Origin of the sequence: Streptomyces buecherae (genome assembly GCF_014295035.1) — a bacterium.
GTDB lineage: Bacteria > Actinomycetota > Actinomycetes > Streptomycetales > Streptomycetaceae > Streptomyces > Streptomyces youssoufiensis.
The window spans coordinates 5,636,406-5,658,250 of record NZ_CP060404.1 but is presented as its reverse complement, the minus strand read 5'-3'; the positions used below and the strand labels follow the sequence as shown (position 1 = coordinate 5,658,250).

Annotated in this window: 18 protein-coding genes; 11 read left to right on the top strand and 7 right to left on the bottom strand. The window is 73.3% G+C overall.

Annotation, left to right across the window (positions count from 1 at the left end; translation table 11 throughout):
- Positions 1-106: 106 nt before the first annotated feature.
- A complete protein-coding gene (locus H7H31_RS22380) occupies positions 107-370 on the bottom strand; it encodes a WhiB family transcriptional regulator (RefSeq protein ID WP_176161945.1) in 264 nt (87 codons plus the stop codon).
- A gap of 714 nt (positions 371-1,084) precedes the next feature.
- Between H7H31_RS22380 and H7H31_RS22375 the strand changes: the two genes are divergently transcribed.
- The 3 genes from H7H31_RS22375 (at position 1,085) to H7H31_RS22365 (ending at position 4,046) form a co-directional block, all read left to right on the top strand.
- Positions 1,085-1,642 (top strand): cysteine dioxygenase, encoded by a 558-nt coding sequence (locus tag H7H31_RS22375; RefSeq protein ID WP_187061821.1) that lies wholly within the window; start codon positions 1,085-1,087, stop codon positions 1,640-1,642.
- Positions 1,643-1,704: 62 nt separating this feature from the next.
- Positions 1,705-2,670, top strand: coding sequence for a 2-phospho-L-lactate transferase (gene cofD / locus H7H31_RS22370; RefSeq protein WP_187061820.1), 966 nt, complete (start codon positions 1,705-1,707; stop codon positions 2,668-2,670).
- A gap of 5 nt (positions 2,671-2,675) precedes the next feature.
- Positions 2,676-4,046: a coenzyme F420-0:L-glutamate ligase gene (locus H7H31_RS22365; RefSeq protein ID WP_187061824.1), complete on the top strand. Its 1,371-nt coding sequence runs from the start codon at positions 2,676-2,678 to the stop codon at positions 4,044-4,046.
- 76 nt (positions 4,047-4,122) lie between these two features.
- Here H7H31_RS22365 and H7H31_RS22360 read toward each other — a convergent pair whose 3' ends face one another.
- The 3 genes from H7H31_RS22360 to H7H31_RS22350 form a co-directional block, all read right to left on the bottom strand.
- Positions 4,123-5,028, bottom strand: coding sequence for a DNA-3-methyladenine glycosylase family protein (locus H7H31_RS22360; protein WP_187061819.1), 906 nt, complete (start codon positions 5,026-5,028; stop codon positions 4,123-4,125).
- A gap of 107 nt (positions 5,029-5,135) precedes the next feature.
- Positions 5,136-6,218: a mannose-1-phosphate guanylyltransferase gene (manB, locus tag H7H31_RS22355; protein WP_187061818.1), complete on the bottom strand. Its 1,083-nt coding sequence runs from the start codon at positions 6,216-6,218 to the stop codon at positions 5,136-5,138.
- Positions 6,219-6,373: 155 nt separating this feature from the next.
- Positions 6,374-7,888 carry a peptidoglycan recognition protein family protein gene (locus H7H31_RS22350; protein ID WP_187118058.1) on the bottom strand — a complete coding sequence of 505 codons (1,515 nt, stop codon included), beginning with the start codon at positions 7,886-7,888 and terminating at the stop codon, positions 6,374-6,376.
- A gap of 136 nt (positions 7,889-8,024) precedes the next feature.
- Between H7H31_RS22350 and H7H31_RS22345 the strand changes: the two genes are divergently transcribed.
- The 4 genes from H7H31_RS22345 (at position 8,025) to H7H31_RS22330 (ending at position 14,118) form a co-directional block, all read left to right on the top strand.
- The gene (locus H7H31_RS22345) at positions 8,025-8,795 is read left to right on the top strand and encodes a TIGR03089 family protein (RefSeq protein WP_187060959.1); all 771 of its coding nucleotides are present in this window, start codon (positions 8,025-8,027) and stop codon (positions 8,793-8,795) included.
- Between the two features lie 228 nt (positions 8,796-9,023).
- On the top strand, positions 9,024-10,226 hold the full coding sequence (locus tag H7H31_RS22340) for an LCP family protein (RefSeq protein ID WP_308284268.1): 1,203 nt from the start codon (positions 9,024-9,026) through the stop codon (positions 10,224-10,226).
- Between the two features lie 220 nt (positions 10,227-10,446).
- A complete protein-coding gene (locus H7H31_RS22335; RefSeq protein ID WP_187060957.1) occupies positions 10,447-12,180 on the top strand; it encodes an LCP family protein in 1,734 nt (577 codons plus the stop codon).
- Positions 12,181-12,237: 57 nt separating this feature from the next.
- Positions 12,238-14,118 (top strand): LCP family protein, encoded by a 1,881-nt coding sequence (locus H7H31_RS22330; protein WP_187060956.1) that lies wholly within the window; start codon positions 12,238-12,240, stop codon positions 14,116-14,118.
- A 198-nt stretch (positions 14,119-14,316) separates the two neighbouring features.
- Here H7H31_RS22330 and H7H31_RS22325 read toward each other — a convergent pair whose 3' ends face one another.
- A complete protein-coding gene (locus H7H31_RS22325) occupies positions 14,317-15,345 on the bottom strand; it encodes a glycosyltransferase family 2 protein (protein WP_187060955.1) in 1,029 nt (342 codons plus the stop codon).
- Between the two features lie 268 nt (positions 15,346-15,613).
- Here H7H31_RS22325 and H7H31_RS22320 point away from each other — a divergent pair, with 268 nt between their 5' ends.
- Together H7H31_RS22320 and H7H31_RS22315 are read left to right on the top strand one after the other, a co-directional pair.
- Positions 15,614-17,107, top strand: coding sequence for an LCP family protein (locus tag H7H31_RS22320; RefSeq protein ID WP_232110023.1), 1,494 nt, complete (start codon positions 15,614-15,616; stop codon positions 17,105-17,107).
- Positions 17,108-17,277: 170 nt separating this feature from the next.
- A complete protein-coding gene (locus H7H31_RS22315; protein WP_187061498.1) occupies positions 17,278-17,520 on the top strand; it encodes a hypothetical protein in 243 nt (80 codons plus the stop codon).
- A gap of 28 nt (positions 17,521-17,548) precedes the next feature.
- Here H7H31_RS22315 and H7H31_RS22310 read toward each other — a convergent pair whose 3' ends face one another.
- On the bottom strand, positions 17,549-18,088 hold the full coding sequence (locus tag H7H31_RS22310) for an acyl-CoA thioesterase (RefSeq protein ID WP_187061497.1): 540 nt from the start codon (positions 18,086-18,088) through the stop codon (positions 17,549-17,551).
- A gap of 401 nt (positions 18,089-18,489) precedes the next feature.
- On the opposite strand from H7H31_RS22310, the gene H7H31_RS22305 reads away from it, so the two are divergent.
- Both H7H31_RS22305 and H7H31_RS22300 read left to right on the top strand, forming a co-directional pair.
- On the top strand, positions 18,490-19,821 hold the full coding sequence (locus H7H31_RS22305) for an LCP family protein (protein WP_187061496.1): 1,332 nt from the start codon (positions 18,490-18,492) through the stop codon (positions 19,819-19,821).
- 549 nt (positions 19,822-20,370) lie between these two features.
- Complete coding sequence (locus tag H7H31_RS22300) at positions 20,371-20,592, top strand: antitoxin (RefSeq protein ID WP_372454636.1); 222 nt, start codon at positions 20,371-20,373, stop codon at positions 20,590-20,592.
- A gap of 162 nt (positions 20,593-20,754) precedes the next feature.
- Here the strand turns inward: H7H31_RS22300 and H7H31_RS22295 are convergent, their stop codons facing one another.
- Positions 20,755-21,720: a hypothetical protein gene (locus H7H31_RS22295; RefSeq protein ID WP_187061495.1), complete on the bottom strand. Its 966-nt coding sequence runs from the start codon at positions 21,718-21,720 to the stop codon at positions 20,755-20,757.
- Between the last annotated feature and the right edge of the window lie 125 nt (positions 21,721-21,845).

The window sequence follows — 21,845 nt, the reverse complement described above, 5'->3', positions numbered from 1 at the left end:
CGCGAGACGCGGACTCGCGCGGGCGCTCAACGCGACGGTCCGCCTCCCGTGCGCCGTGGCGTCGGGGGCGGACCGTGGGTGAAGCCTCTGTGGGGGGACCAGCCGTTCAGACCGCGGCCTTTTTGAGTCGTCGGCGTTCGCGTTCGGACAGACCGCCCCAGATACCGAAACGTTCATCATGCGCGAGGGCATATTCGAGGCACTCGGAGCGGACCTCACAGGCGAGGCAGACCTTCTTCGCCTCGCGCGTGGATCCGCCCTTTTCCGGGAAGAACGATTCGGGATCGGTCTGAGCGCACAGTGCGCGCTCCTGCCAGCCGAGCTCCTCGTCCGCCTCTTCGACCAGCAGTTGCTGGAACAACTCGGTCATGTGCGCCCCTCGTCCGTCATTGCGTCGCGTGCCGCCGCCGTGAGCGTGAACGACACGTGTGAAATTACAAGTGTGCCGATCCGAGCCAGTCAAGCCGAGATCTGCTATTGGGCCGCTTATTCACTCTGCGGAACCAAGGGCTCGCGGAAAGTGTTCAAATCAGCCTAAAGCCGGACACATCTAACGCCCTGCCGTGTTCGGCGCACGCTACGGCGTCTTTCCACGGAAGCAGACGCCACGCCTGCCAATCCCAGTTGCGGTCCACACGCCAAAGCGAACCTGATCACATCCCGCCACCCACACGGGACAACGAGCGCGAGCACTCCACGGCGTCAACGACTGCGGATGCTGCGCCACCTCTCCGGTGCCCCGAGTGCACAAACCTTTCTCCGGCCGGAGTAACCGGATGAGGTGAAACATTACCCCCAAAATGGACAGCCGGTTGACAGGATCGAGCAGACCCGGTCTCCTTGGTCACATGTCAGTGAGCCCCATGCCCCGGCCGACCCGTGCTTACGGGTTCCGCTGCGCTGTGCAGGCCCGCTGTCGCTGTTCCAGCTGTTGATGCCACCGAGCTCCAGCTTTCCGCTTGCTTTCGCTTGCCTCCGCTTTCCCCTCGTTCACTGCCTCCGCGTGCGCGCCGGGTCGCCCGACGCCTCGTTCGGGGCTGATCGCACCGCGCGCCACCCGCACTCCTGCCGAGGAACTCCGTACATGAACAGCGACGTCCAGATCGCCGGGGACTGGCTCGACATTCCCCACCTGCTGCCGCCGGTCCCCGCCCACCCGAGCACCGTCTCGGGCTTCGCCCGCCTCGCCCGCACCATCGCCGCCGACCGCGCGATGTGGGCCCCGCTGGTCGACTACGACGCGACCAGCCGCTGGTACCACCGGCTGCGCACCGGCCCCGGTTACGAGGTCTGGCTGCTGAGCTGGGTTCCCGGCCAGAGCAGCGGGGCGCACGACCACGGTCGCTCCAGCGGCGTCTTCACCGTCCTGCGGGGGCGGTTGACCGAGCGCACCGCGTACGGGCAGCGGACCCTCGGCCCCGGCGCGCAGCACGTGATCGCGCCCGGCTACGCGCACGACGTCGTCAACGACTCCCTCGAACCCGCCGTCAGCCTGCACGTCTACTTCCCCGGCCTGACGGACATGCCCTTCCACCCCGGCCAGTCCGGCCGCTCCGCCGTCGGCGACGCGGTCCTCGCGGCCACGGCGCACGCCCCCGAGCAGCGGTCCACGGCCGCGGCGGCGCTCGGCGGCGGCAACTGAGGCCGCCCGCCCGGCGCCGCACCGGACCACGGCGCGCGCCGCGCGACTGACAGACTGTGCCCATGCGCATTGTGGTTCTGGCAGGGGGGATCGGCGGCGCCCGGTTCCTACGCGGTCTCAAGTCGGCGGCGCCCGACGCGGACATCACCGTCATCGGCAACACCGGGGACGACATCCACCTCTTCGGCCTGAAGGTCTGCCCCGACCTGGACACCGTGATGTACACCCTCGGTGGTGGCATCCACGAGGAGCAGGGCTGGGGCCGGGCGGACGAAACCTTCGCGGTCAAGGGCGAGTTGGCGGCGTACGGCGTCGGGCCCGAGTGGTTCGGGCTCGGCGACCGGGACTTCGCGACGCACATCGTCCGGACCCAGATGATCGGCGCGGGCTATCCGCTCAGCGCGGTCACCGAGGCGCTGTGCGCCCGCTGGCAGCCCGGTGTGCGGCTGCTGCCGATGAGCGATGACCGGGTCGAGACGCACGTACTCATCGACGACCCGGAGGCGGACGGCGGACGGCGGGCCGTGCACTTCCAGGAGTACTGGGTGCGGTTGCGGGCCTCGGTGCCCGCGCACGCGGTGGTGCCCGTCGGCGCCGAGCAGTCCAAGCCGGCGCCCGGCGTCCTGGAGGCCATCGCCGCCGCCGACGTCGTGCTCTTCCCGCCGTCCAACCCCGTCGTCAGCGTCGGCACCATCCTGGCCGTGCCCGGGATCAGGGAGGCCATCGCGGACGCGGGCGTGCCCGTCGTGGGCCTGTCCCCGATCGTGGGCGACGCTCCGGTGCGGGGCATGGCGGACAAGGTGCTGGCCGCCGTCGGCGTGGAGTCCACGGCCGCCGCCGTCGCCGCGCACTACGGCTCGGGGCTGCTCGACGGCTGGCTGGTGGACACGGTGGACGCGCACGCGACCGCCGAGGTGGAGGCGGCCGGCATCCGCTGCCGGGCCGTGCCGCTGATGATGACCGACCCGGCCGCCACGGCCCAGATGGCCCGCGAGGCGCTGACCCTGGCCGAGGAGGTGCGGGCGTGAGCGACCTGGCGCCGGCGTCCGACGCGGAGCCGGCTGGGACTGCTGGACCAGCCGGGCCCGCGGCCTTCCGGGTGTGGGCGCTGCCGGGCATACCCGAGGTGCGGCCCGGCGACTCCGTCGCCAAGCTGATCGCCGCCGCGGCCGTCGGGCCCGAGTTGCCCGGCCTCGCCGACGGCGACGTCCTCATCGTCACCTCCAAGATCGTCAGCAAGGCGGAGGGCCGCGTCGTGCGGGCCGACGACCGGGAGGCGGCCATCGACGACGAGACGGTGCGCGTGGTCGCCCGGCGCGGCGCGCTGCGGATCGTGGAGAACCGCAACGGCTTCGTGATGGCCGCCGCCGGCGTGGACGCCTCCAACACCCCGGCCGGCACCGTCCTGTTGCTGCCCGCCGACCCGGACGCCTCCGCCCGGGCCATCCGCGCCGAGCTGCGCGAGGCGCTCGGCGTCGACGTCGGCGTCGTGATCACCGACACCTTCGGGCGGCCCTGGCGCGCCGGGCTGACCGACGTGGCCATCGGCGCCGCGGGCCTGCGCGTCCTGGACGACCTGCGCGGCGACACCGACGAGCACGGCAACCCGCTCGCGGTCACCGTCGTGGCCACCGCCGACGAACTGGCCGCCGCCGGCGACCTCGTCAAGGGCAAGGCCAGCGGCTGCCCGGTCGCGGTGCTGCGCGGGCTGCCGCGCCTGGTGGGCGAGGCCGCCGACCCGACCGACGTCGGAGCACGGGCCCTGGTGCGCTCCGCGACCGACGACATGTTCCGGCTCGGGACGTCGGAGGCCGTACGGGAGGCGGTGACGCTGCGGCGTACGGTGCGCGAGTTCACCGACGCGCCGGTGGACGGGGCGGCGGTGCGGCGCGCGGTCGCCGCCGCGCTCACCGCGCCCGCCCCGCACCACACGACGCCCTGGCGGTTCGTGCTGCTGGAGAGCGCAGAGGCGCGTACCGAACTCCTTGACGCGATGCGCGAGGCGTGGATCGCCGACCTGCGGGCCGACGGTTTCAGCGAGGAGAGCGTCGCCAGGCGGGTGCGCCGCGGGGACGTGCTGCGTCGCGCCCCGTACCTGGTCGTGCCGTGCCTGGTCGCGGACGGCGCGCACACCTACCCGGACGAGCGGCGGGCCACCGCCGAGCGCGAGATGTTCGTAGTCGCGGCCGGCGCCGGCGTGCAGAACCTGCTGGTCGCACTGGCCGGCGAGGGGCTCGGCTCGGCCTGGGTCTCCTCCACGATGTTCTGCCGCGACGTGGTGCGCGGCGTGCTGGACCTGCCGGCGCACTGGGACCCGCTGGGCGCGGTGGCCGTCGGCCGCCCGGCCGCCCCGCCCGCCGCGCGCCCGCCCCGCGAGCCGTCGGCCTTCATCGAGGTGCGCTAGCGGCGCGGGCCGCGGGCCGGCGACGACCGGCCCGCGCCCCGCGCGGCAGCGCACACCGTACGGACGCGGGCGCGGCTCACAGGGCCCGGATGTCGCCCGGCGAGAAGCGCGGCGCGCGGCGCGGCGGGACGACGCCGGCGAGCAGGATCAGCCGGCAGGCGCGGTAGCGCTGGTCCGCGTAGGGGGCGAGCAGTTCCAGCATGGTGGCGTCGTCGGCGCCGCGCCGGCCGGTGAGGGCGTAGCCGACGATGCGGGGCAGGTGGAGGTCGCCGACGGTGACCGCGTCCGGGGCGCCGTTGCTGCGCTGGAGCACCTCGGCCGCCGTCCACGGGCCGATGCCGGGCACGGCCTGGAGCCGAGCCATGGCCCGCGGCAGTTCCATCGACGCCGCCTCTTCGAGCCGGCCGGCGACCCGGGCGGCGCGTACGACCGCGGCCGACCGCTTGCCGTCCACGCCGGCCCGGTGCCACTCCCAGGACGGGATCAGCGCCCAGCCACGCGCGTCCGGCATCACCCGCAACCGCGTCTCGGGGCCCGGCGCCGGCTCGCCGTGCCGCCACAGCAGCAGCCGCCAGGCGCGGTACGCCTCGTCGCTGGTGACCTTCTGCTCCAGGATCGAGGGCACCAGCGACTCCAGCACCAGACCGGTGCGGATCAGCCGCAGGCCCGGGTGGCGGCGGTGCGCCTCGTGCACGAGGCGGTGGCGCGGGCGGAAGCGGGCCGGGTCGTCGTCGGCGCCGAGCAGGGCGGGCAACCGGTCGAGCAGCCAGTCAGCCCCCTCGCCCCACGCCCGCGCCTCGATGGCGCCGGCCCGGCGCGCGAGGCGGATCGTGCCGGGGCCCTGCGGCGTGCGCGAGGCCCGCCAGACCGACCCGTCGGCGGCCACTCGGAACGCCGGATCGCCCGGCCCCCGGCCCAGCACGCTGAGGTTGCGCACCAGGTCGTACGGGCCTGGCGGGACCCAGGTGCGGGTGGCGGACATTCGGCCAGGGTACGTCGGCGAGCCCGGCGGCCGGGTCACTCCCCCGGCCACTCCCCCGGCCCCGGTCCCGGCGCGGCCTCCTGGTCGGCGGCCTCCTGGTCGGCGGCCTACTGGTCGGAGGAGAAGCGCACCGCGCCGGTGGGGATGGCCACGTCGCACCAGACCCGCATGCCGTCGCGCAGTTCGTTGTCGGCGCCCACCGAGGCGCCGTCGCCGACGACCGCGCCGTCCAGGATGGTGCGGGCCCCGATCCGGGCGCCCGCGCCGATCAGCGAGTCGCGCACCCGCGCGCCCTCGCCGACGACCGCGCCGGCGAGCACGGTGCTGCCCTCGACCCGGGCGCCCGCGCCGATCCGGGCGTCGGCGCCGATCACGGTCCCGCCGGTCAGCTTCGCGTCCTCGGCGACCTGGGCCCCGTCGAGCACCAGCCGGTCCCCGCGGCGCCCGGGCAGGGCGGGCGAGGGGGCGCGGCCGAGCACGAGGTCGGCCGAGCCGCGGACGAACGCCTGCGGGGTGCCGAGGTCGAGCCAGTACGTGGAGTCCACCAGGCCCTGCAGGTGCGCGCCGGCGGCGAGCAGCCCGGGGAAGGTCTCGCGCTCCACGGAGACGGGCCGGCCGGTGGGTATGGAGTCGATCACCGAGCGGTCGAAGACGTAGGCGCCCGCGTTGATCTGGTCGGTGACGATCTCCTCGGGCGTCTGCGGCTTCTCCAGGAAGGCCGTGACCCGCCCGGTCGCGTCGGTGGGCACCAGGCCGTACGCGCGCGGGTCGCTGACCCGGGTCAGGTGCAGCGAGACGTCGGCGCCGGTGCGCTGGTGGGTCTCGACCAGGGAGTTGATGTCGAGCCCGGTGAGGATGTCGCCGTTGAAGATCAGCACCGGGTCGTTCGGCCCTGAACGCAGCCGCGAGGCCACGTTGCGGATGGCGCCGCCGGTGCCGAGCGGCTCGCGTTCGGTCACGTACTCCAGGTGCAGGCCCAGCTGTGAGCCGTCGCCGAAGTAGGGCTCGAAGACCTCGGCCAGGTAGGACGTGGCGAGTACGACGTGCTCGACGCCCGCGGCGCGGGCGCGGGCGAGCTGGTGCGCGAGGAAGGGCACGCCGGCCGCCGGGACCATGGGCTTGGGCGTGTGGACGGTCAGCGGGCGCAGCCGAGTGCCCTTGCCGCCGACGAGGAGGATCGCTTCTGTCACCTGGTCGTCTCTGCTTCCTGCGGGGCGCTTCGCTGCGGGCTGGCTCGCCCCCGGGCCGGTGGGCCCGGGGGAGGTCGGCGGCCAGTGTATGCAGAGGTCGCGGCCCGGTTCGCGCCGGTCAGCCGAGACGGCCGGGACGGGCGTCGCCGAGGACGTCACCGCCCCTGGAGCTTGGCCGCGACGTAGCGGGCCGCGCCGAGCTGGCGGTAGAGCTGCGTCCCGGGACAGTCGGTGGTGAAGCCGTCCCGGTGCCCGGAGATCACCTTGAGCCGCACGGTGACGCCCTTGCGGTACTTGTTGCTCCCGCCGGAGACCAGGTACGTGCTGCCGGCCGGGTTGCGGCCGTGCAGGCCGAGCTTCCACGCGGTGAGCTTGGCCACGGCGCGTACCGCCGCTCTCGGGGGCGTCGAGCGGGAGTAGGTGCCCAGGACGGCGATGCCGGTGCTGTTGGAGTTGAAGCCGAGGGTGTGGGCGCCGAGCACCGGCTTGCCGGGGCCGCCGGCGCGGCCCTCGTAGATGTTGCCGCACTTGTCGACGAGGAAGTTGTAGCCCAGGTCCCGCCAGCCGCTGCTCTTGACGTGGTAGCGGTAGATGCTGCGGATGACCGAGGGCGCCTGCGCGCAGCGGTAGTTGTTGCCCGTGGCGCTGTGGTGCACGAAGGCGGCCTTGACGGTCCTGGTGTAGCCGAGCCGCCGTTCGCGCAGCCGCTCGTCGGCGCTCCAGCCCTTGCGCAGGATGATCCGGGGCCGAGGGGCGAGGTACCGGCGCTTCCCCTCGCGCTGGGCCTCCGCCTGCTCGGCGGTCTCGGCCGGGAGGACGAGGTCGGCGGCGGCGCTGCGGGTCTGGTCGAGGACCAGGTTGTCGGTCGTCGCCTCGGCCTCGGACTGGTCGGGCTGGTCCGGCTGGTCGGGTGCCTGCGGCTCGGTGGGGTCGGCCGCGTCGCCGCTCTGGTCGCCGTCCAGGTCGCCGTCCAGGCCACCGTCCAGGTCGCCGCTCTGTGCCGCGGGGCCGTCGGCGGGGCCGACCTTCGTGGCGGGGTCGGCGGGGTCGGCGGGGCCCGCGGTCGTGGCCGTGGTCGCCGGCTGGGGGTCGCCGGGGTGCACCAGTTCCAGGCGCAGGCCGCTGGGCAGCGGCCCGGCGGCGTGTCGGTCGGTCGGCGCGTGCGGGTGATCGGGCGCGGGCCGCGCGTGCGGCCGGATACGGAGCTGCACGCCGTCCGAGTCGCCGACCCACAGCGGGGCGGTGGCGCCGCGCACCCTTCCGGAGCGCCGGTCGTCCGCGTCGAGGTCGGGGGCGTCGTCGCTGTGCGTCTCGACGTCCTGCCAGCCCGACCAGCGGTCGGTGCCGGCGGCCCGGGCGCGGACCTGCACCTGGCCGTGCAGGTCGGCCCGCGCGTCGTCCCAGACGACGCCGACGAGGGAGAAGGGCCGCACCTTCCGGGCCGCGACGCCGTACTCCGGCTCCACGTTGGCGCGGTCGGGGCTCGCCACCGGGCGGGCCAGCGGGGACAGCGGCAGCGACTGGGTGCTGCCGGGCAGTGCCGCGCTGGCGGGCGCGGTGTGGGGGGCGGCGGTGTGGGGGGCGGCTATGGCCCCCTGGCCGGGGGTCAACGGGAGGGCCAAGGCGGCCGTGCACGCGACGCCGACCGCGGAAGCTAGGGTTGCACGCATACCGAAACACTGGACATCTCAGACATATCTGTCTATTCGAAAGATGACGGTCGGTAGTCGGGAACGCCCACCACCAGCCCCGGCACGGCCCCGGGTTGACTGCCCGCCAGCCCGCCCGGCGCGTACCCTTGCGGCGATGAACGCCACCGATCACACCCCCGCCGACCTGCTGCAATCCGCACTCGCCGCGGACCCGGCGCGCCCCCTTGTGACCTTCTACGACGACGCCACGGGCGAGCGCGTCGAACTGTCCGTGGCCACCTTCGCCAATTGGGTGGCGAAGACCGCCAACCTGCTCCAGGGCGACCTCGCCGCCGAGCCCGGCGACCGGCTCGCGCTGCTGCTGCCCGCGCACTGGCAGAGCGCGGTGTGGCTGCTGGCCTGCTCCTCCACCGGGGTGGTCGCCGAGGTCGGGGGCGACCCGGCCGCCGCCGACCTGGTGGTCAGCGGCCCGGAGACGCTGGACGCGGCGCGCGCCTGCTCCGGGGAGCGCGTCGCGCTGAGCCTGCGCCCGCTGGGCGCGCGCTTCCCCCAGGTGCCGCAGGGGTTCATCGACTACGCGGTGGAAGTGCCGGCGCAGGGCGACCGGTTCGCCCCCTTCGCCCCGGTGGACCCGGCGGCCCCGGCGCTCGTGGTGGGCACCGACGGTCCCGCGCTGTCCGGGACCGAGGTCGTCGAGCGGGCCCGGGCCGACGCCGCGCGGCGCGGCCTGGAACCCGGTGCGCGGCTGCTGTCGAGCCTGCCGTACGACACCTGGGACGGCCTGTCCGCCGGGCTGCTGGCGCCGCTGGCCACGGGCGGTTCCGTGGTGCTGTGCCGCAACCTGGACCGGCTCAGCCCCGCGGAGGTCGACCAGCGCCGGGCGACCGAGCGCGTGACGGCGATGGCCACCGCGCCGGCGGGCTGAGCCGGCGGTACGCGGCGGGGTCGGCCGCCGGGCCCTCCGCCGTCGGGGCACCCGAGTAGCCCGTCCGGCGCACCGCGGGGCCGGACCGCAGGCCGGGGCGGGCCGTGGGGGTGATGATCGTCGTGACGCACCACCACGCGCGGGGCCGACGCGTTCGCTCCAGTGACCGGCCGCCCCACGCGCCGCGGACTCCGCGGGGGCCACAGCCCGCGGGGGAAGGACCCCGACGTGAGTGAGCGCCCCACCGACCCGGAAGCAGACGAGCCGCCGCCGTCCGGCCCGCCAGCGCCGCGCCAGCGCCGCTGGCTGCGCTGGACGGCGGTGACCGCCTCGGTCCTGGTGCTGCTCGTGGCCGGCGCGGGCTGGGTGCTGTACGAGCGTCTCAACGGCAACATCACCTCCGACAGCGACACGGCGGAGCTGCTGCGCAAGTACGAGGCGGAGCGGCCGACGGTGCTGGTCAAGGGCGCCCAGAACATCCTGCTCATCGGCAGCGACGACCGAGGCGGACCCAACGGCAGGTACGGCCGCGACCGGGGCACCCAGCGCTCGGACACCGCGATCGTGCTGCACCTGTCCCGCGACCGGGACCGCGCCACCGCGGTGAGCATCCCGCGCGACCTGATGGTGCCCATCCCGCACTGCGAGCGGCCCGGCGGCAAGCGCCAGCGGGCGACGTTCGGGCAGTTCAACCACGCCTTCGAGAAGGCCGGGGCGGCCTGCACGATCCGTACCGTCGAGCAGCTCACCGGCGTGCGGATCGACCACCACATGATCGTGGACTTCGAGGGCTTCAAGCGGCTGGTCAACGCGGTGGGCGGGGTCCAGGTGTGCCTCGCGGCGCCGATGCGGGACGCGAAGGCGCGGGTGGATCTGCCGGCCGGGCGCCAGGTGCTGGACGGCGAGCAGGCGCTCGGCTTCGTCCGCGCCCGCTACACGCTCGGCAACGGCAGCGACACCCAGCGGATCGCGCGCCAGCAGGCGTTCATGAGCTCCCTGGTGCGCAAGGTGCAGGGCAGCGGGGTGCTGCTCAACCCGACGAAGCTGTACCCGGTCCTCGACGCGGCCACCTCCGCCCTGACCACGGACCCCGGTCTGGACTCGTTGCGAGATCTGTACAACCTGGTGCGCGGCGTACGGGACATTCCGTCGGACAAGGTTGATTTTCTCACCGTGCCGCGGCGCGCCTTCCGCCACGACGCCGCGCGCGACGAACTCGTACAGCCGGACGCCGACCGGCTCTTCGCCCAACTACGGGAAGACCGTCCGGTGACGCCACGGCGAAGCACGATCGAAGCGGCCGACAACGCCGGCGGGAAGAACGGCACGAAAGCCGACGAAACCGACAGCGCGCCCGGCGGGACGCCGCCCGGTGCCGCCTCCCCCGGACCCGCGCCGACCGCCCGTGGGCTGTGTGAGAAGAGGAAGTGAAAAACTCCGCCGGACGGCGTCACGGTGCCGAATGGATTGGGCAAATTGCCCAGTTGTAGGAACGCGCGAACGGGCACCGGCGTCGCTGCCGAATGAAGTTGGCGGATAGTGTGAGCGATCCGGAGCGCTGGACCAAGGCTTTTCCGCGCCCTGCAGCAGATGATTGACCGCGCGCCGAGGGGGAGGCGCTGCGTGGCACCGACGGAGGACACAGACGACCGTGGACGCGCAAGGCCGTGGGCAGGCGGGCGATTTCGACCCCGCTGATCAGTGGGTATTCAATCCGAGCACCGGCAGCTACGAGCTGCGGCTGGACACCTCCGCGGACACCTCGGAGCCGCCCGCGTCCGCACCCGCACCCGCACCCGGCGGCAGGGCCGCGGCCAGGGAGGCCGCCCGTCGACGCGCCGTCCCCGAGCAACGCGGGCGGCGGGCCGCGCCGCGCGGCGGCCGGGACGCCAAGGGTGGGGCCGGTGGCGTGCCGCAGCAGTCGGGGCCCGTCAGTCGCCGCAAGCCCAAGCCGAAGAAGTCCAAGACCAAGAAGGCCCTCATCTGGGGCGGCGGGACGATGGCGTTCCTGCTGGTGGGCGGCTCGGTCGCGGCGTACCTCGTGTACCAGCACCTGAACGGCAACATCAAGAAGGTCGACGTCGGCGAGAACAATCCCGCCGTCATCGACGGGCCGGTCAACATATTGGTGATCGGCACCGACACGCGCTCCGGCAAGGGCAACGGGAGCTACGGCGACAAGGACAGCGTGGGCCACGCGGACACCACGATCCTCTTCCACGTCTCCGAGGACCGTTCGAACGCCACCGCGCTGAGCATCCCGCGCGACCTGATCACCGACGTCCCGGACTGCACCGTCAAGCAGGAGGACGGCTCCCGCAAGACCATCCCCGGCGAGCGTCAGGTGCGGTTCAACTCCAGCCTCGGCCAGGACGGGCGCGATCCGGGCTGCACCTGGAACACCGTGGAGAAGCTGACCGGCCTTGAGGTGGACCACTTCATGATGGCCGACTTCAACGCGGTCAAGACGCTGTCGTCGGCGGTGGGCGGCGTCGAGGTGTGCCTGGCCCGCGACATCGACGACCCGAAGTCGAAGCTGAAGCTCAGCGCGGGGCGGCACAAGATCCAGGGCGAGGACGCACTCGCCTTCGTCCGGACCCGGCACGGCGTCGGCTTCGAGAGCGACCTGGACCGCATCAAGCTCCAGCAGCAGTTCCTGAGTTCGATGATCCGCGAGATGAAGTCGGGCGGCACCTTCTCCAACCCGAAGAAGATGTGGAAGCTCAGCAACGCCGCCACCGACGCCCTCACGGTCGACACCGGCATTGGGAGCGTAAAGAAGCTGATGGATCTCGGTAAGGACCTGAGCAAGGTCGACATCAAGAACATCACCTTCGCGACAGTGCCGGTCTTCGACAACACCGATCAGGTGACCGTCCTGTTGGACAAACCCAAGGCGGAGCCGCTGTTCGCCATGGTCCGCCAGGACGTGTCGCTGACCGAGGTCAAGAAGAAGGAGAAGGCCGCCAAGGGCAAGGAGGCCGCCCGGCTGAAGGGAACCAAGGCCGATCCCGCGAACGTTCGGGTGAAAGTGCTCAACGGCAGCGGCAAGCTGGGCGCGGCACAGGAGACGGTGACCTGGATGCAGAACGAAGAGGGGATAATTCACAGCACCAACGGCCAGAACGCGCCGTCGGAGATCAAGAAGACCACCTTGGAGTACGCGCCCAACCAGGCCGACCAGGCCCGACGGCTCGCCGACAGCATGGGTCTGCCAGGGTCCGCGCTCAAGCCGGGCACCGTGGAGGCCGACCCCATGGCGGAGATGACGTTGACGCTGGGCGAGGACTACAAGGGCAAGGGCGTTCCGATCACCGCCCCGCGCAAGGCACCGGAGGGTGTCCAGCGCATCGGGGCGGACGATAAGAACGTCTGCGCGAAGTAACCTGCGATTCGCCCGCCCCATCAGGCCGGCAGCACGACCGAGTAGTGGGGAGGCCCGATGCGGCACAACGGCACGCGAGGGGGGCGATCGAGACGGCGCGTTCCGGAGGCCCGCGAACTCGGCTGGGATGACAGCCTCTACGAGGGCGACGCCGAGACGGCCAGGCCGCAGGCCGCCCCCGGCCGGGCCGGTGCGGGCGCGGGCCTGCCGGGCGCGCGCTCGACCGAGGCCGCCGCGGCGGCGTCCGGCGCGGGCTCGCGGGCCGGGGGGCGGCGCGCCCGTGGGCCGGCCGCGCCGCCGGCCACGCCCGGCGGCGGTGACGACGGGGAGCGCGGCGGCCACGGGGGCGGCGGTGTACCGGCGCCTCGGGGCGGCGGCGCGCGGCGCGCGGGCGGCCGGCGGCGCAGCCGGGGGCCGGGCAAGGGGCGGCGCGTACTGCTGTGGTCGGCGGGCGGACTGGCGTTCGTCATCCTCGGCACGGCCGGCGCCGGCTACCTCTACTACCAGCACCTCAACGGCAACATAGAGAAGGACACCCTCAACCTCGGCGAGAACCGGCTGGACCGCAGCACGCCCAACGCGGACGGCCAGACCCCGCTGAACATCCTGCTGCTCGGCTCCGACAGCCGGAACACCGAGGAGAACATCAAGCTCGGCGGCTCGCGCGCGGACGCCGACCGCAAGCCGCTGGCCGACGTGCAGATGCTGGTGCACGTCTCCGCCGACCGCAGCAACATGTCGGTGGTGAGCATCCCGCGCGACACCCGGGTGACCATACCCAAGTGCATCGATGACGACGGCACGGTCTACCCGGAGTCCGACCGCAACATCATCAACTCCAGCCTCCAGAACGGCGGCCCCGGCTGCACGGTCGCCACCTGGGAGGGGCTCGCCGGGGTCCCGATCGACCACTTCATGATGATCGACTTCGCGGGCGTGGTGGACATGGCCGACGCCGTCGGCGGCGTGCCGGTCTGCGTGGACAACAACGTCAAGGACCCCGACTCGGGGCTGCACCTGAACAAGGGCGAGCACGACATCAAGGGCCAGCAGGCCCTGCAGTGGCTGCGCACCCGGCACGGCTTCGAGGACGGCAGCGACATCGGCCGGGCCAAGGCCCAGCACATGTACATGAACGCGATGGTCCGCCAACTCAAGTCCGGCACCAAGCTGTCCGACCCGGGCAAGCTGATGGACCTGGCCGAGGCGGCGACCAAGGCGCTCAAGGTGGACCCGGGGCTCGGCACCGTCAAGAAGCTCTACGACCTGGGCAACGACCTCAAGCGGGTGCCCACCAAGCGGATCACCATGACGACGATGCCGTGGATTCCGGACCCGCGGAGCAAGGCGCACGTCGTGCCCAAGCCGGGTGACGCGGACAAGCTGTTCGAGTTGATCCGCAACGACATCGCGCTCGACGGCAAGGACAAGAAGAAGCTCCCGCCGAAGAAGACCACCGAGCCCACGGTGCCCGCCGCGCCCAAGGGCGAGATCGCCGTCGCCGTCCAGAACGGCACCGGCTCCCCCTCGCTGGCCCCGGTGCCGCAGCGCGCCTCGGCCATCGCGGACGCGCTGATCGCGGACGGCTTCCACCAGGCCATCGCGGACCCGACGCCCAAGCCGCAGGCGGCGACGACGGTGACGTACGCGACCGAGGAGCAGCGCGCCAACGCGCTGGCCGTCGCGGACTCGCTCGGCCTGCCCAAGAGCGCCGTCCAGCTCGGCTCCGGGCTGCCGCAGGTGACGGTGGTCGTGGGCGCGGACTGGCGGGAGGGCACCAGCTTCCCGAAGCCGGCCGACGGCGGGGACGCGGGCAGTGGCGACGGCGCCGGAGGCGAGGAGCGGGACCAGGACACCAAGGCGCCGGACAGCGCGGACGCGCTCAACGGCGACGACGACACGGCGTGCATGAAGGTGAACCCGGTCTACACGTTCTAGTCCCGGCCGGGCCGGCCGCGCCTGGTGGCGCCCGGCCCGACCGGTCGGTCAGGCTGTCGACCCGCCGGCTGGGGCCCTGCCCCGCCGGGCGGCGCTGCCGGCCCAGGCGCGGGCGCGCGGGCCTTCAGCCTCGCCGGCGCGTCGGCGGCGTACGGCGGTGTCGTACGGCGTCGTCGTACGGAGGTGTCGCGGCGGGGCTCAGACGCCCGAGCCGCTGGCGACGACGGCGGGGCGGCGGCTGGCGATGACCTTCTTCGCCAGCGCCCGGGGGCTGGTCAGGAAGCCCCAGCCCCAGGAGAGGTGCATGGTGGCGAGGGCGAGCGGGATCCGCAGCCGGGCGCCGACCGGCAGCCCCTTGCCCGCCGGGACGGAGCCGGCGACGATCGCCGCGAGGTAGCCGCCGGGGACGACCAGGCCCCACGGGGTGAGCGCGACGCCGACGACCAGGCCCGCGGCGATGGCCACCACGGCGGTCGGCGGGGCGAGGTAGCGCAGGTTGATCGAGCCCTGGTGGTAGCGGGCCACCACGTGCCGCCAGCGGCCGTAGTCCTTGTACTGCTTGGCCAGCGCGCGCATGCTCGGCCGCGGCCGGTAGGAGACCTTCAGCTCGGGCGAGAACCAGATCAGGCCGCCCGCCTCGCGGATGCGGAAGTTCAGCTCCCAGTCCTGGGCACGGATGAACTCCTCGTTGTAGCCGCCCTGTTGTTCCAGCGCCTCGCGGCGGAAGACACCCAGGTAGACGGTCTCGGCCGGGGCCGCGGCGCCGCCGGTGTGGAAGGCCGCGTTGCCCACGCCGATCTTGGAGGTCATGGCGGCGGCGACGGCGTGCTCCCAGTCGTTCTCGCCCTCGGCATGCATGATGCCGCCCACGTTCTGCGCGCCGGTCTCCTCAAGGAGTCGCACCGCGGTGGCGATGTAGTTCGCGGAGAGCATGCCGTGGCCGTCGACGCGCACCACCACCGGGTGGCGCGACGCCTTGATCGCCGCGTTCAGCGCGGCGGGCGTGCGTCCCGTGGGGTTGGGCACCGTGTGCACCCGAGGGTCCTCGCGCACCAGCTCGGCGGCGATCTCGTCCGTACGGTCCGTGGACGGGCCGAGGGCGATCACCACCTCCAGCTCGCCGGCGTACTCCTGTTCCAGGATGTGCCGGACGGAATTGCGCAGGTGACGCTCCTCGTTGAGCACCGGCATGATCACGGATACGGCCGGAGGCTGTGACTCAGACATCTTCCCTCGGGGGTACAGGGGTCGCCGCCCAGGTGACTGCGGGTAGTACGGGCCACGTTACCGCTAATGGGGGATGCGGAGGCGCACCGGGCGGGTGGCCGCCGGCGCGATGACCGGCGTGGGGAGCTGTGGCGCTCATCATATGGACTTACGATGTTCACTTCGAGCCGCTTCGCCCGACTTCGCCCTGTTCTGCCCACGCTGTGCCGGGCGTTCCTCCCGCTCTGCGTGCCCGCCCGCCCCCAGCCCGTCGCGGAGGTCTCCCCCAGTGACCCAACCGGACCGCTCCCCGCACCCGCCCCCGCAGCGCCGGCCCCGCACCCCGCGCGAGCCCGCCGCCCCGCCCGTCGCCGCGGCGCGGACCAGGTCGGGGCGCGGCGACCGGCCCCGCTGGGGACGGCGGCTGTCCGTGTCCGTCGCCGTGACGGTGCTGATCGCCGGCGGGGCCGGGCACGCGATGGTCTCCGGCCTGGAGAACGGCATCGACCGGGTCGACCCGTTCGGGTCCCTCGACCACCGCCCCGCCGCCGGCGACGGGACGAACTTCCTGGTCGCCGGCGTCGATCGGCGCGAGGCGATCACGCCCGAGGAGAAGGCCAAGTACCGGCTCGGCGGCGCCCCCTGCAACTGCGCCGACACCCTGATGCTCGTCCACCTCTCGGACGACCACGAGCGCGCCAGCGTGGTCAGCCTGCCGCGCGACTCGTACGCCGAGATCCCCGCGTACACCGATCCGGCGACCGGCACCGTGCGCCGCGCCCACGCGCAGAAGATCAACGCGGCGTACGCGGAGGGCGGCCCGAGCCTGACCGTGCGCACCGTCGAGCACATGACGGGCGTGCACATCGACCACTACCTGGAGGTCGACTTCGCCACCTTCATGCGGACCGTGGACGTGGTCGGCGGCGTCGAGGTGTGCACCGTACGGCCGCTGAAGGACCGGTACACCGGGCTCGACCTGGCCGCCGGGCGGCACACGCTGGTCGGCGGCGAGGCCCTGCAGTACGTGCGGTCGCGGCACGTGGACGGCGCCGCCGACCTGGGCCGGATGCAGCGTCAGCAGCGGTTCCTGGCCGCTCTCATCGACAAGGCGACCGCCAGCGGGGTGCTGCTCAACCCGGTCAAGTTCGCGAGGGTGGCCTCGTCCGTGCTCGGCTCGGTGCGCGCCGACCGGCAGTTGGGCAGCGCCGAACTCGTCAAGCTGGGCAAGGCCATGCGGGGCTTCTCGCCCGCTTCGTCGGAGTTCGCCTCGGTACCTGTCGGGGACGTCAGCTACTCGGTGCCGGGCGTCGGCTCGACCGTACGGTGGAACGAGGCGCGGGCCGACAAGCTCTTCGAGGCCATCCGCGAGGACCGCCCGCTGGCCCCGCAGCGCCCGCGCCGGCCCCGGGCCACCGCGGTCGAGATCGACCCGGCGCAGATCCGGGTCCAGGTCGTCAACGGCACCGACCGCACCGGGCTCGGCGCCAGGACGGACCGCGCGCTACGCGCGACCGGGTTCGCCACCACCGGCGTGGCCAGCAACGCGCGCGAGCGCGGAGCTCCGCACACCGTGATCGCCCACGACCCGCGCTGGCGGGACTCGGCCCGCTCCCTGGCCACGGCCCTGCCCGGCGCCACGCTCCGCGCGGTGCGCGGCCAGGGCCCGGTGCTCCAGGTCACGCTGGGCACCGAGCACCGGGGCGTGCGCCCGGTACGCCCGGAGCACCCGACCCCGGTCGCCGGGTCGGCGGTCAAGGGCGACGAGGTGAGCTGCTCGTAGCGGCGCCGTCGGCCGGTGCCACCCCGCTCTCATCCGCCCGCCGCCCTCCCCCGGCTTCGTCCGCCCTCTGTGCCCGACGGCCGACCAGCCGCATGATGACGGGTGGGTCGGCGCACGGGGGGTGCGCCGCGACGACCCGCCCCGGCACGGGGCGGCGGGGGGAGAAGGACATGAGGGTGCGAAGACTCGTCACCACGGCCGCGGCGACGGCGGTGGGCGCGCTGCTCGTGGGCTGCGCACAGTCGGACCGGAGCGAACTCGTCACGTGGACCGACGAGCACGGCCGGGCCTGCACGGGCGTGGTCATCATCGACTCGGAGGACGGCGACCGCGAGATGTCCAGCCTCGACTGCGACTACGCCCCGGACGGCAGGCAGCCGGGGCGCACCACGACGACGCCGGTGCCCCGCTGAGCCCGGCTCGTGTGCCGGGAAGGCCGGGTCACTCGTCCGGGCGCTGCTCGCGCAGTTCCCGGATGGCGCGGCGCCTGGCGAGCCGGTGCGTGCGCCGGATCTGCGCCTCCTGGAAGCGGCGCGCGTTGCGCTCCGAGTCGGGGATGACCGGCGGCACGCCGCGCGGCATGCCGTCCGCGTCGACGGCGGCGAACACCAGGTAGGCGCTGCCGACCTGAGTGGCGGGCGTGGACTCGTTCCACCGCTCGGCCATGACGCGCACGCCGATCTCCATGGAGGTGCGGCCGGTCCAGTTGCACTGCGCGTGCACGTGGACGAGGTCGCCGACGCGCACCGGCGAGAGGAACGCCATCTCGTCCATGGACGCCGTGACGGCGGGCCCGCCCGAGTGCCGGCCGGCGACCGCTCCGGCCGCGTCATCGACCAGTTTCATGATCACGCCGCCGTGGACGGTCCCGAGGAGGTTCGTGTCCGCCGCCGTCATGATGTGCGACAGCGTCGTGCGCGACGCCGAGGTCGGCTTGCCGGGAAGGTCGTCCCCCGCCGCCGTAGGGCCCTGATCAGTCATGCCCTCCACCATAAGCGGACGGCCCCGACATCATGTTCGGACGCCGTCGACGCCGCCCTGCCGTCGCTCGCCGTACATCTACGCTGGTCAGCGCGGGCGCCACGGGACGCGATCGACGGTACGGGGCGGTCTGGCGCCGACCGGCCCCGGCGGACCGGCCCGCCGCCGTCCACCATCCGACCACCGTCCGACACGACCCGTACGCGGTGTCGGTACGGTGGGCGATCTTCGACGCGGATCCGGAGGGCGGTTTGCCCTGAATTGCCGCCGCCACGGCCTGGGCCTGAATGGTCATGGCCGCCGCTTATGCGCCCCTCGTAATGCATCAGCTCTGCAACAGCACCGCCCCAAGACCGCACCCGCCCTGTGAGCGCGCTGGTGTGAGCGGGCAAACTTCGGCTATGAGCAATTGGCCCGAGGGGTGGAATGGCGACGGTGACCGGGGGCGCGGCGGCGGCGCCGGTCGCGGCCCCGCGCCCGACATCGCGCGTTCGATGCCGCACGTCCGCCGCGACCCCGCGTCCCGCGGTCCGCAGGGCGGACCGCCGCTGCCGCCCGGGATGTCGCCGCGCGGCGCGGTCCCGCCCCAGCAGCAGCCCCCCGGTTACGACGGCGCGCACGCCGGCGACGGCTATGACGACGGGTACAACACCGGTCAGGTCTACGGCGCCGGCCGCGGCCCCCTCCCCCGCGACCCGGGTGGCGGCCAGTCGCCGCACGGCGCCCCGCCCGGCCCGCCGCCCGTGCGCCCGAACTGGCGCAAGCGGATCACGATCGGCCTGGTCAGCGTCTTCGCGTTCCTCCTGGTCGTCTCCATCGGCACGTACTTCTGGGCCGACTCCAAGCTCAAGCGCGAGGTCGACCTGGGCGCCGTGGAGGACCGGCCGAGCGGCGGCAGCGGCACCAACTACCTGATCGTGGGTTCCGACAGCCGCGAGGGCATGTCCGACGAGGAGAAGAAGGACCTGCACACCGGCTCCGCCGACGGCAAGCGCACGGACTCGATGATGATCCTGCACGTCGGGGACAACGGGAACACCATGGTCAGCCTGCCGCGCGACTCCTGGGTGACGATCCCCGCGTTCACCGGTTCCGAGTCCGGCAAGCGCATCCCGGAGCAGCAGCAGAAGCTCAACGCCGCGTTCTCCATCCAGGGCCCGGAGCTGCTGGTCCGGACGATCGAGTACAACACCGGCCTCAAGATCGACCACTACGCGGAGATCGGCTTCGGCGGCTTCGCGAAGATCGTGGACGCGGTCGGCGGCGTCGAGATGGACATCCCGCGCGACATCAAGGACAAGAAGTCCGGCGCCGACTTCAAGAAGGGCAAGCAGACGCTGGACGGCAAGGACGCGCTGGCCTTCGTCCGCAACCGGTACGAGGCGGGCAGCGACCTGGAGCGTACGAAGAACCAGCAGAAGTTCCTGTCCACGCTGGCCTCCCAGGCCGCGACGCCCGGCACCATCCTGAACCCGTTCCGGCTCTACCCGACCATGAGCGCGGGCCTCGACTCGCTCATCGTGGACAAGGACATGAGCCTGTGGAAGCTGCGCTCGATGTTCTGGGCGATGAAGGGCGTCACGGGCGGCGACGGCAAGCAGATGAACATGCCGGTCGCCAACCCCGGCTACAGCACCCCCAAGGGCTCGGCGGTGCTCTGGGACATGCCGCAGGTCAAGAAGCTGGTCGAGCAGTTGAAGAACGACGAGAAGGTCACCGTCTCGGCCAAGTGACCACCGCCTGAGCCCGCCCCGCGCGCCGGTGCACCGCTTCGGCGAGCCGGCAGCGGTGGCGGTGCGGCAGGGCGATGAGTCCGTGAGCGGGCCCCGACAGTAGGTGTCGGGGCCCGCTCGCGTGTGCGCGTGTCGCGAACGGGCTCGCGTGTGCGGAGCCGCCAGGCAGGGCCCCCGGCGGGCGCGTGGGCAGGTCGCGACGGGCGCGCGGGGCCGGGTCGCCGCCACGGGCGTGCGCGTGGGCCGGTCGCCGTCGCGGGCGTGCCCCGGGGCGGGTGCGTACGTGGCGTACGCCGGGGCGGGTGCGTACGTGGCGTGCGCGAGGGCGGGTGCGTACGTGGCGTATGCGAGGGCGGGTGCGTATGTGGCGTACGTGGGGGCAGGTGCGTAGGTGGCGTGCGGGGGGTCGGTCGGTGAGCCGCACGATCGCTCGGCACGCGGCCCGGCCCAGCGCAATCACCCCGGCACGGACCGCCGCGCGGCGCCCATGGTGCTGACCGGCGGGCCGAACGGGTGCGGATGCGGGGTGGGCCGGGCTCGGAGATGCTGGTGACAAGAGCAAGCCGGATCGGCAAGGAGGACGCCATGTCCATGCTCGACAAGCTGAAGAACATGCTCAAGGGGCACGAGGACACCGCGCGCAAGGGCATGAACAAGGCCGGTGACGCGGTGGACCGCAAGACGGGCGGCAAGCACCGAGGCAAGATCGACTCCGCTCAGCAGAAGCTCGACGACCAACTGGGCAAGCGCCGGAACGACCCCGGCCGCTGACGCCGACGCGCCACCCCACCCCACGCGGACGGCCGGCCACCGCCGGGGCCCGCGAGAACGGTCCCCGTGGGGCCGGGCCGCGCGTGATCGGCGTGGGAACGGTCCGCGCCGACGGGGAAGGGGGCGGGGCCGGTCGTGGGAGCCCGCCGGGGTACGCGGGGCTCACTCGCGGTAGACGATGCCCCCGTTGAGCGTGCCCTGGCCGTCGGTGCCGGCCCAGAAGATGGCCAGGCGGTGGGTGCGTACGTTGGCGGTGGGCGCCATTCCCACCAGCGTGGGGGCGCCGATGCCGCGCTCGTTGAGGATGTTCACCGAGGTGACGGGGTCGGCCCCGTTTCCCAGCCGGTCGAGGTCCAGGGCGGCGACGTTGAGCAGCCCGGTGCCGTCCACGCCGGTCCACCCGACGTGCACCCCGCCCCGGTACGAGGTGACCGAAGGCTGCGCGATGCTCTGCTGAGCCGAGCGGACGACCGCCGGCGTCTCCCCGCTCGGGGTCGGCGAGGTCGTGAAAGCGAACCGGAGGAAGCCGTCCGACGCGGTCCAGGCCCACAGGAACCGGCCGCCGGGCACGTCGCTGAGGCTGAACCGGCGCACGGGGCCGCGCGTCGCCCCGACCCAGGCCAGCGTGGCCAGCGCGCTGAAGACCAGCGGGCCGCTCTCGTTCGTCACCACCTGGTTGCCCTGCTGGTCGACCACGCCGACCTGCGGGAACGCCCGGCTGGAGCCCGCCAGCGTGGGGGCGCTCCGCCCGCTGAGTAGGCCGTCGCTCACGATGGTGCGGCCGGCGAGGCGCCCGGTGAAGGTGAAGGTGCGGGTCTCGATCTCCAACGTGGCGACGTGCAACCGCTGCCCGGCGCTGATGTCGACCCAGGCCAGCTGCCCGTGGATGTCCGCCAACAGCCCGCCGGCGAGGGCCGGCGCGTACGGCGAGGAGTCGGCGAGGACCGTCTTCCGCAGCACGGTGCCCGCGAGTTGGCCGGGCGGGCCGGTCGCGTTGGCCACGGTGAGGTTGCGACTGTTCTGGTTGCCACGCCAGGCGAGGATCGGCGTGTCCATCGGCTGGATCACGGCGGGGCCCGACGTACTGCCATCGCCCCACCAGGTCACTTTGTCGACGACATCTCCCATGGCTGCTCCCCGAGGATGCACGGTGCGTCCGCGTGGCCGCACTCGTCGTCCTCACGGTAGGCCGCTTGAGAGGCCGCTGACGGGTCCTGCGCCGCCCCCACCCGCCGGTCCGGAGCACCGTCGCC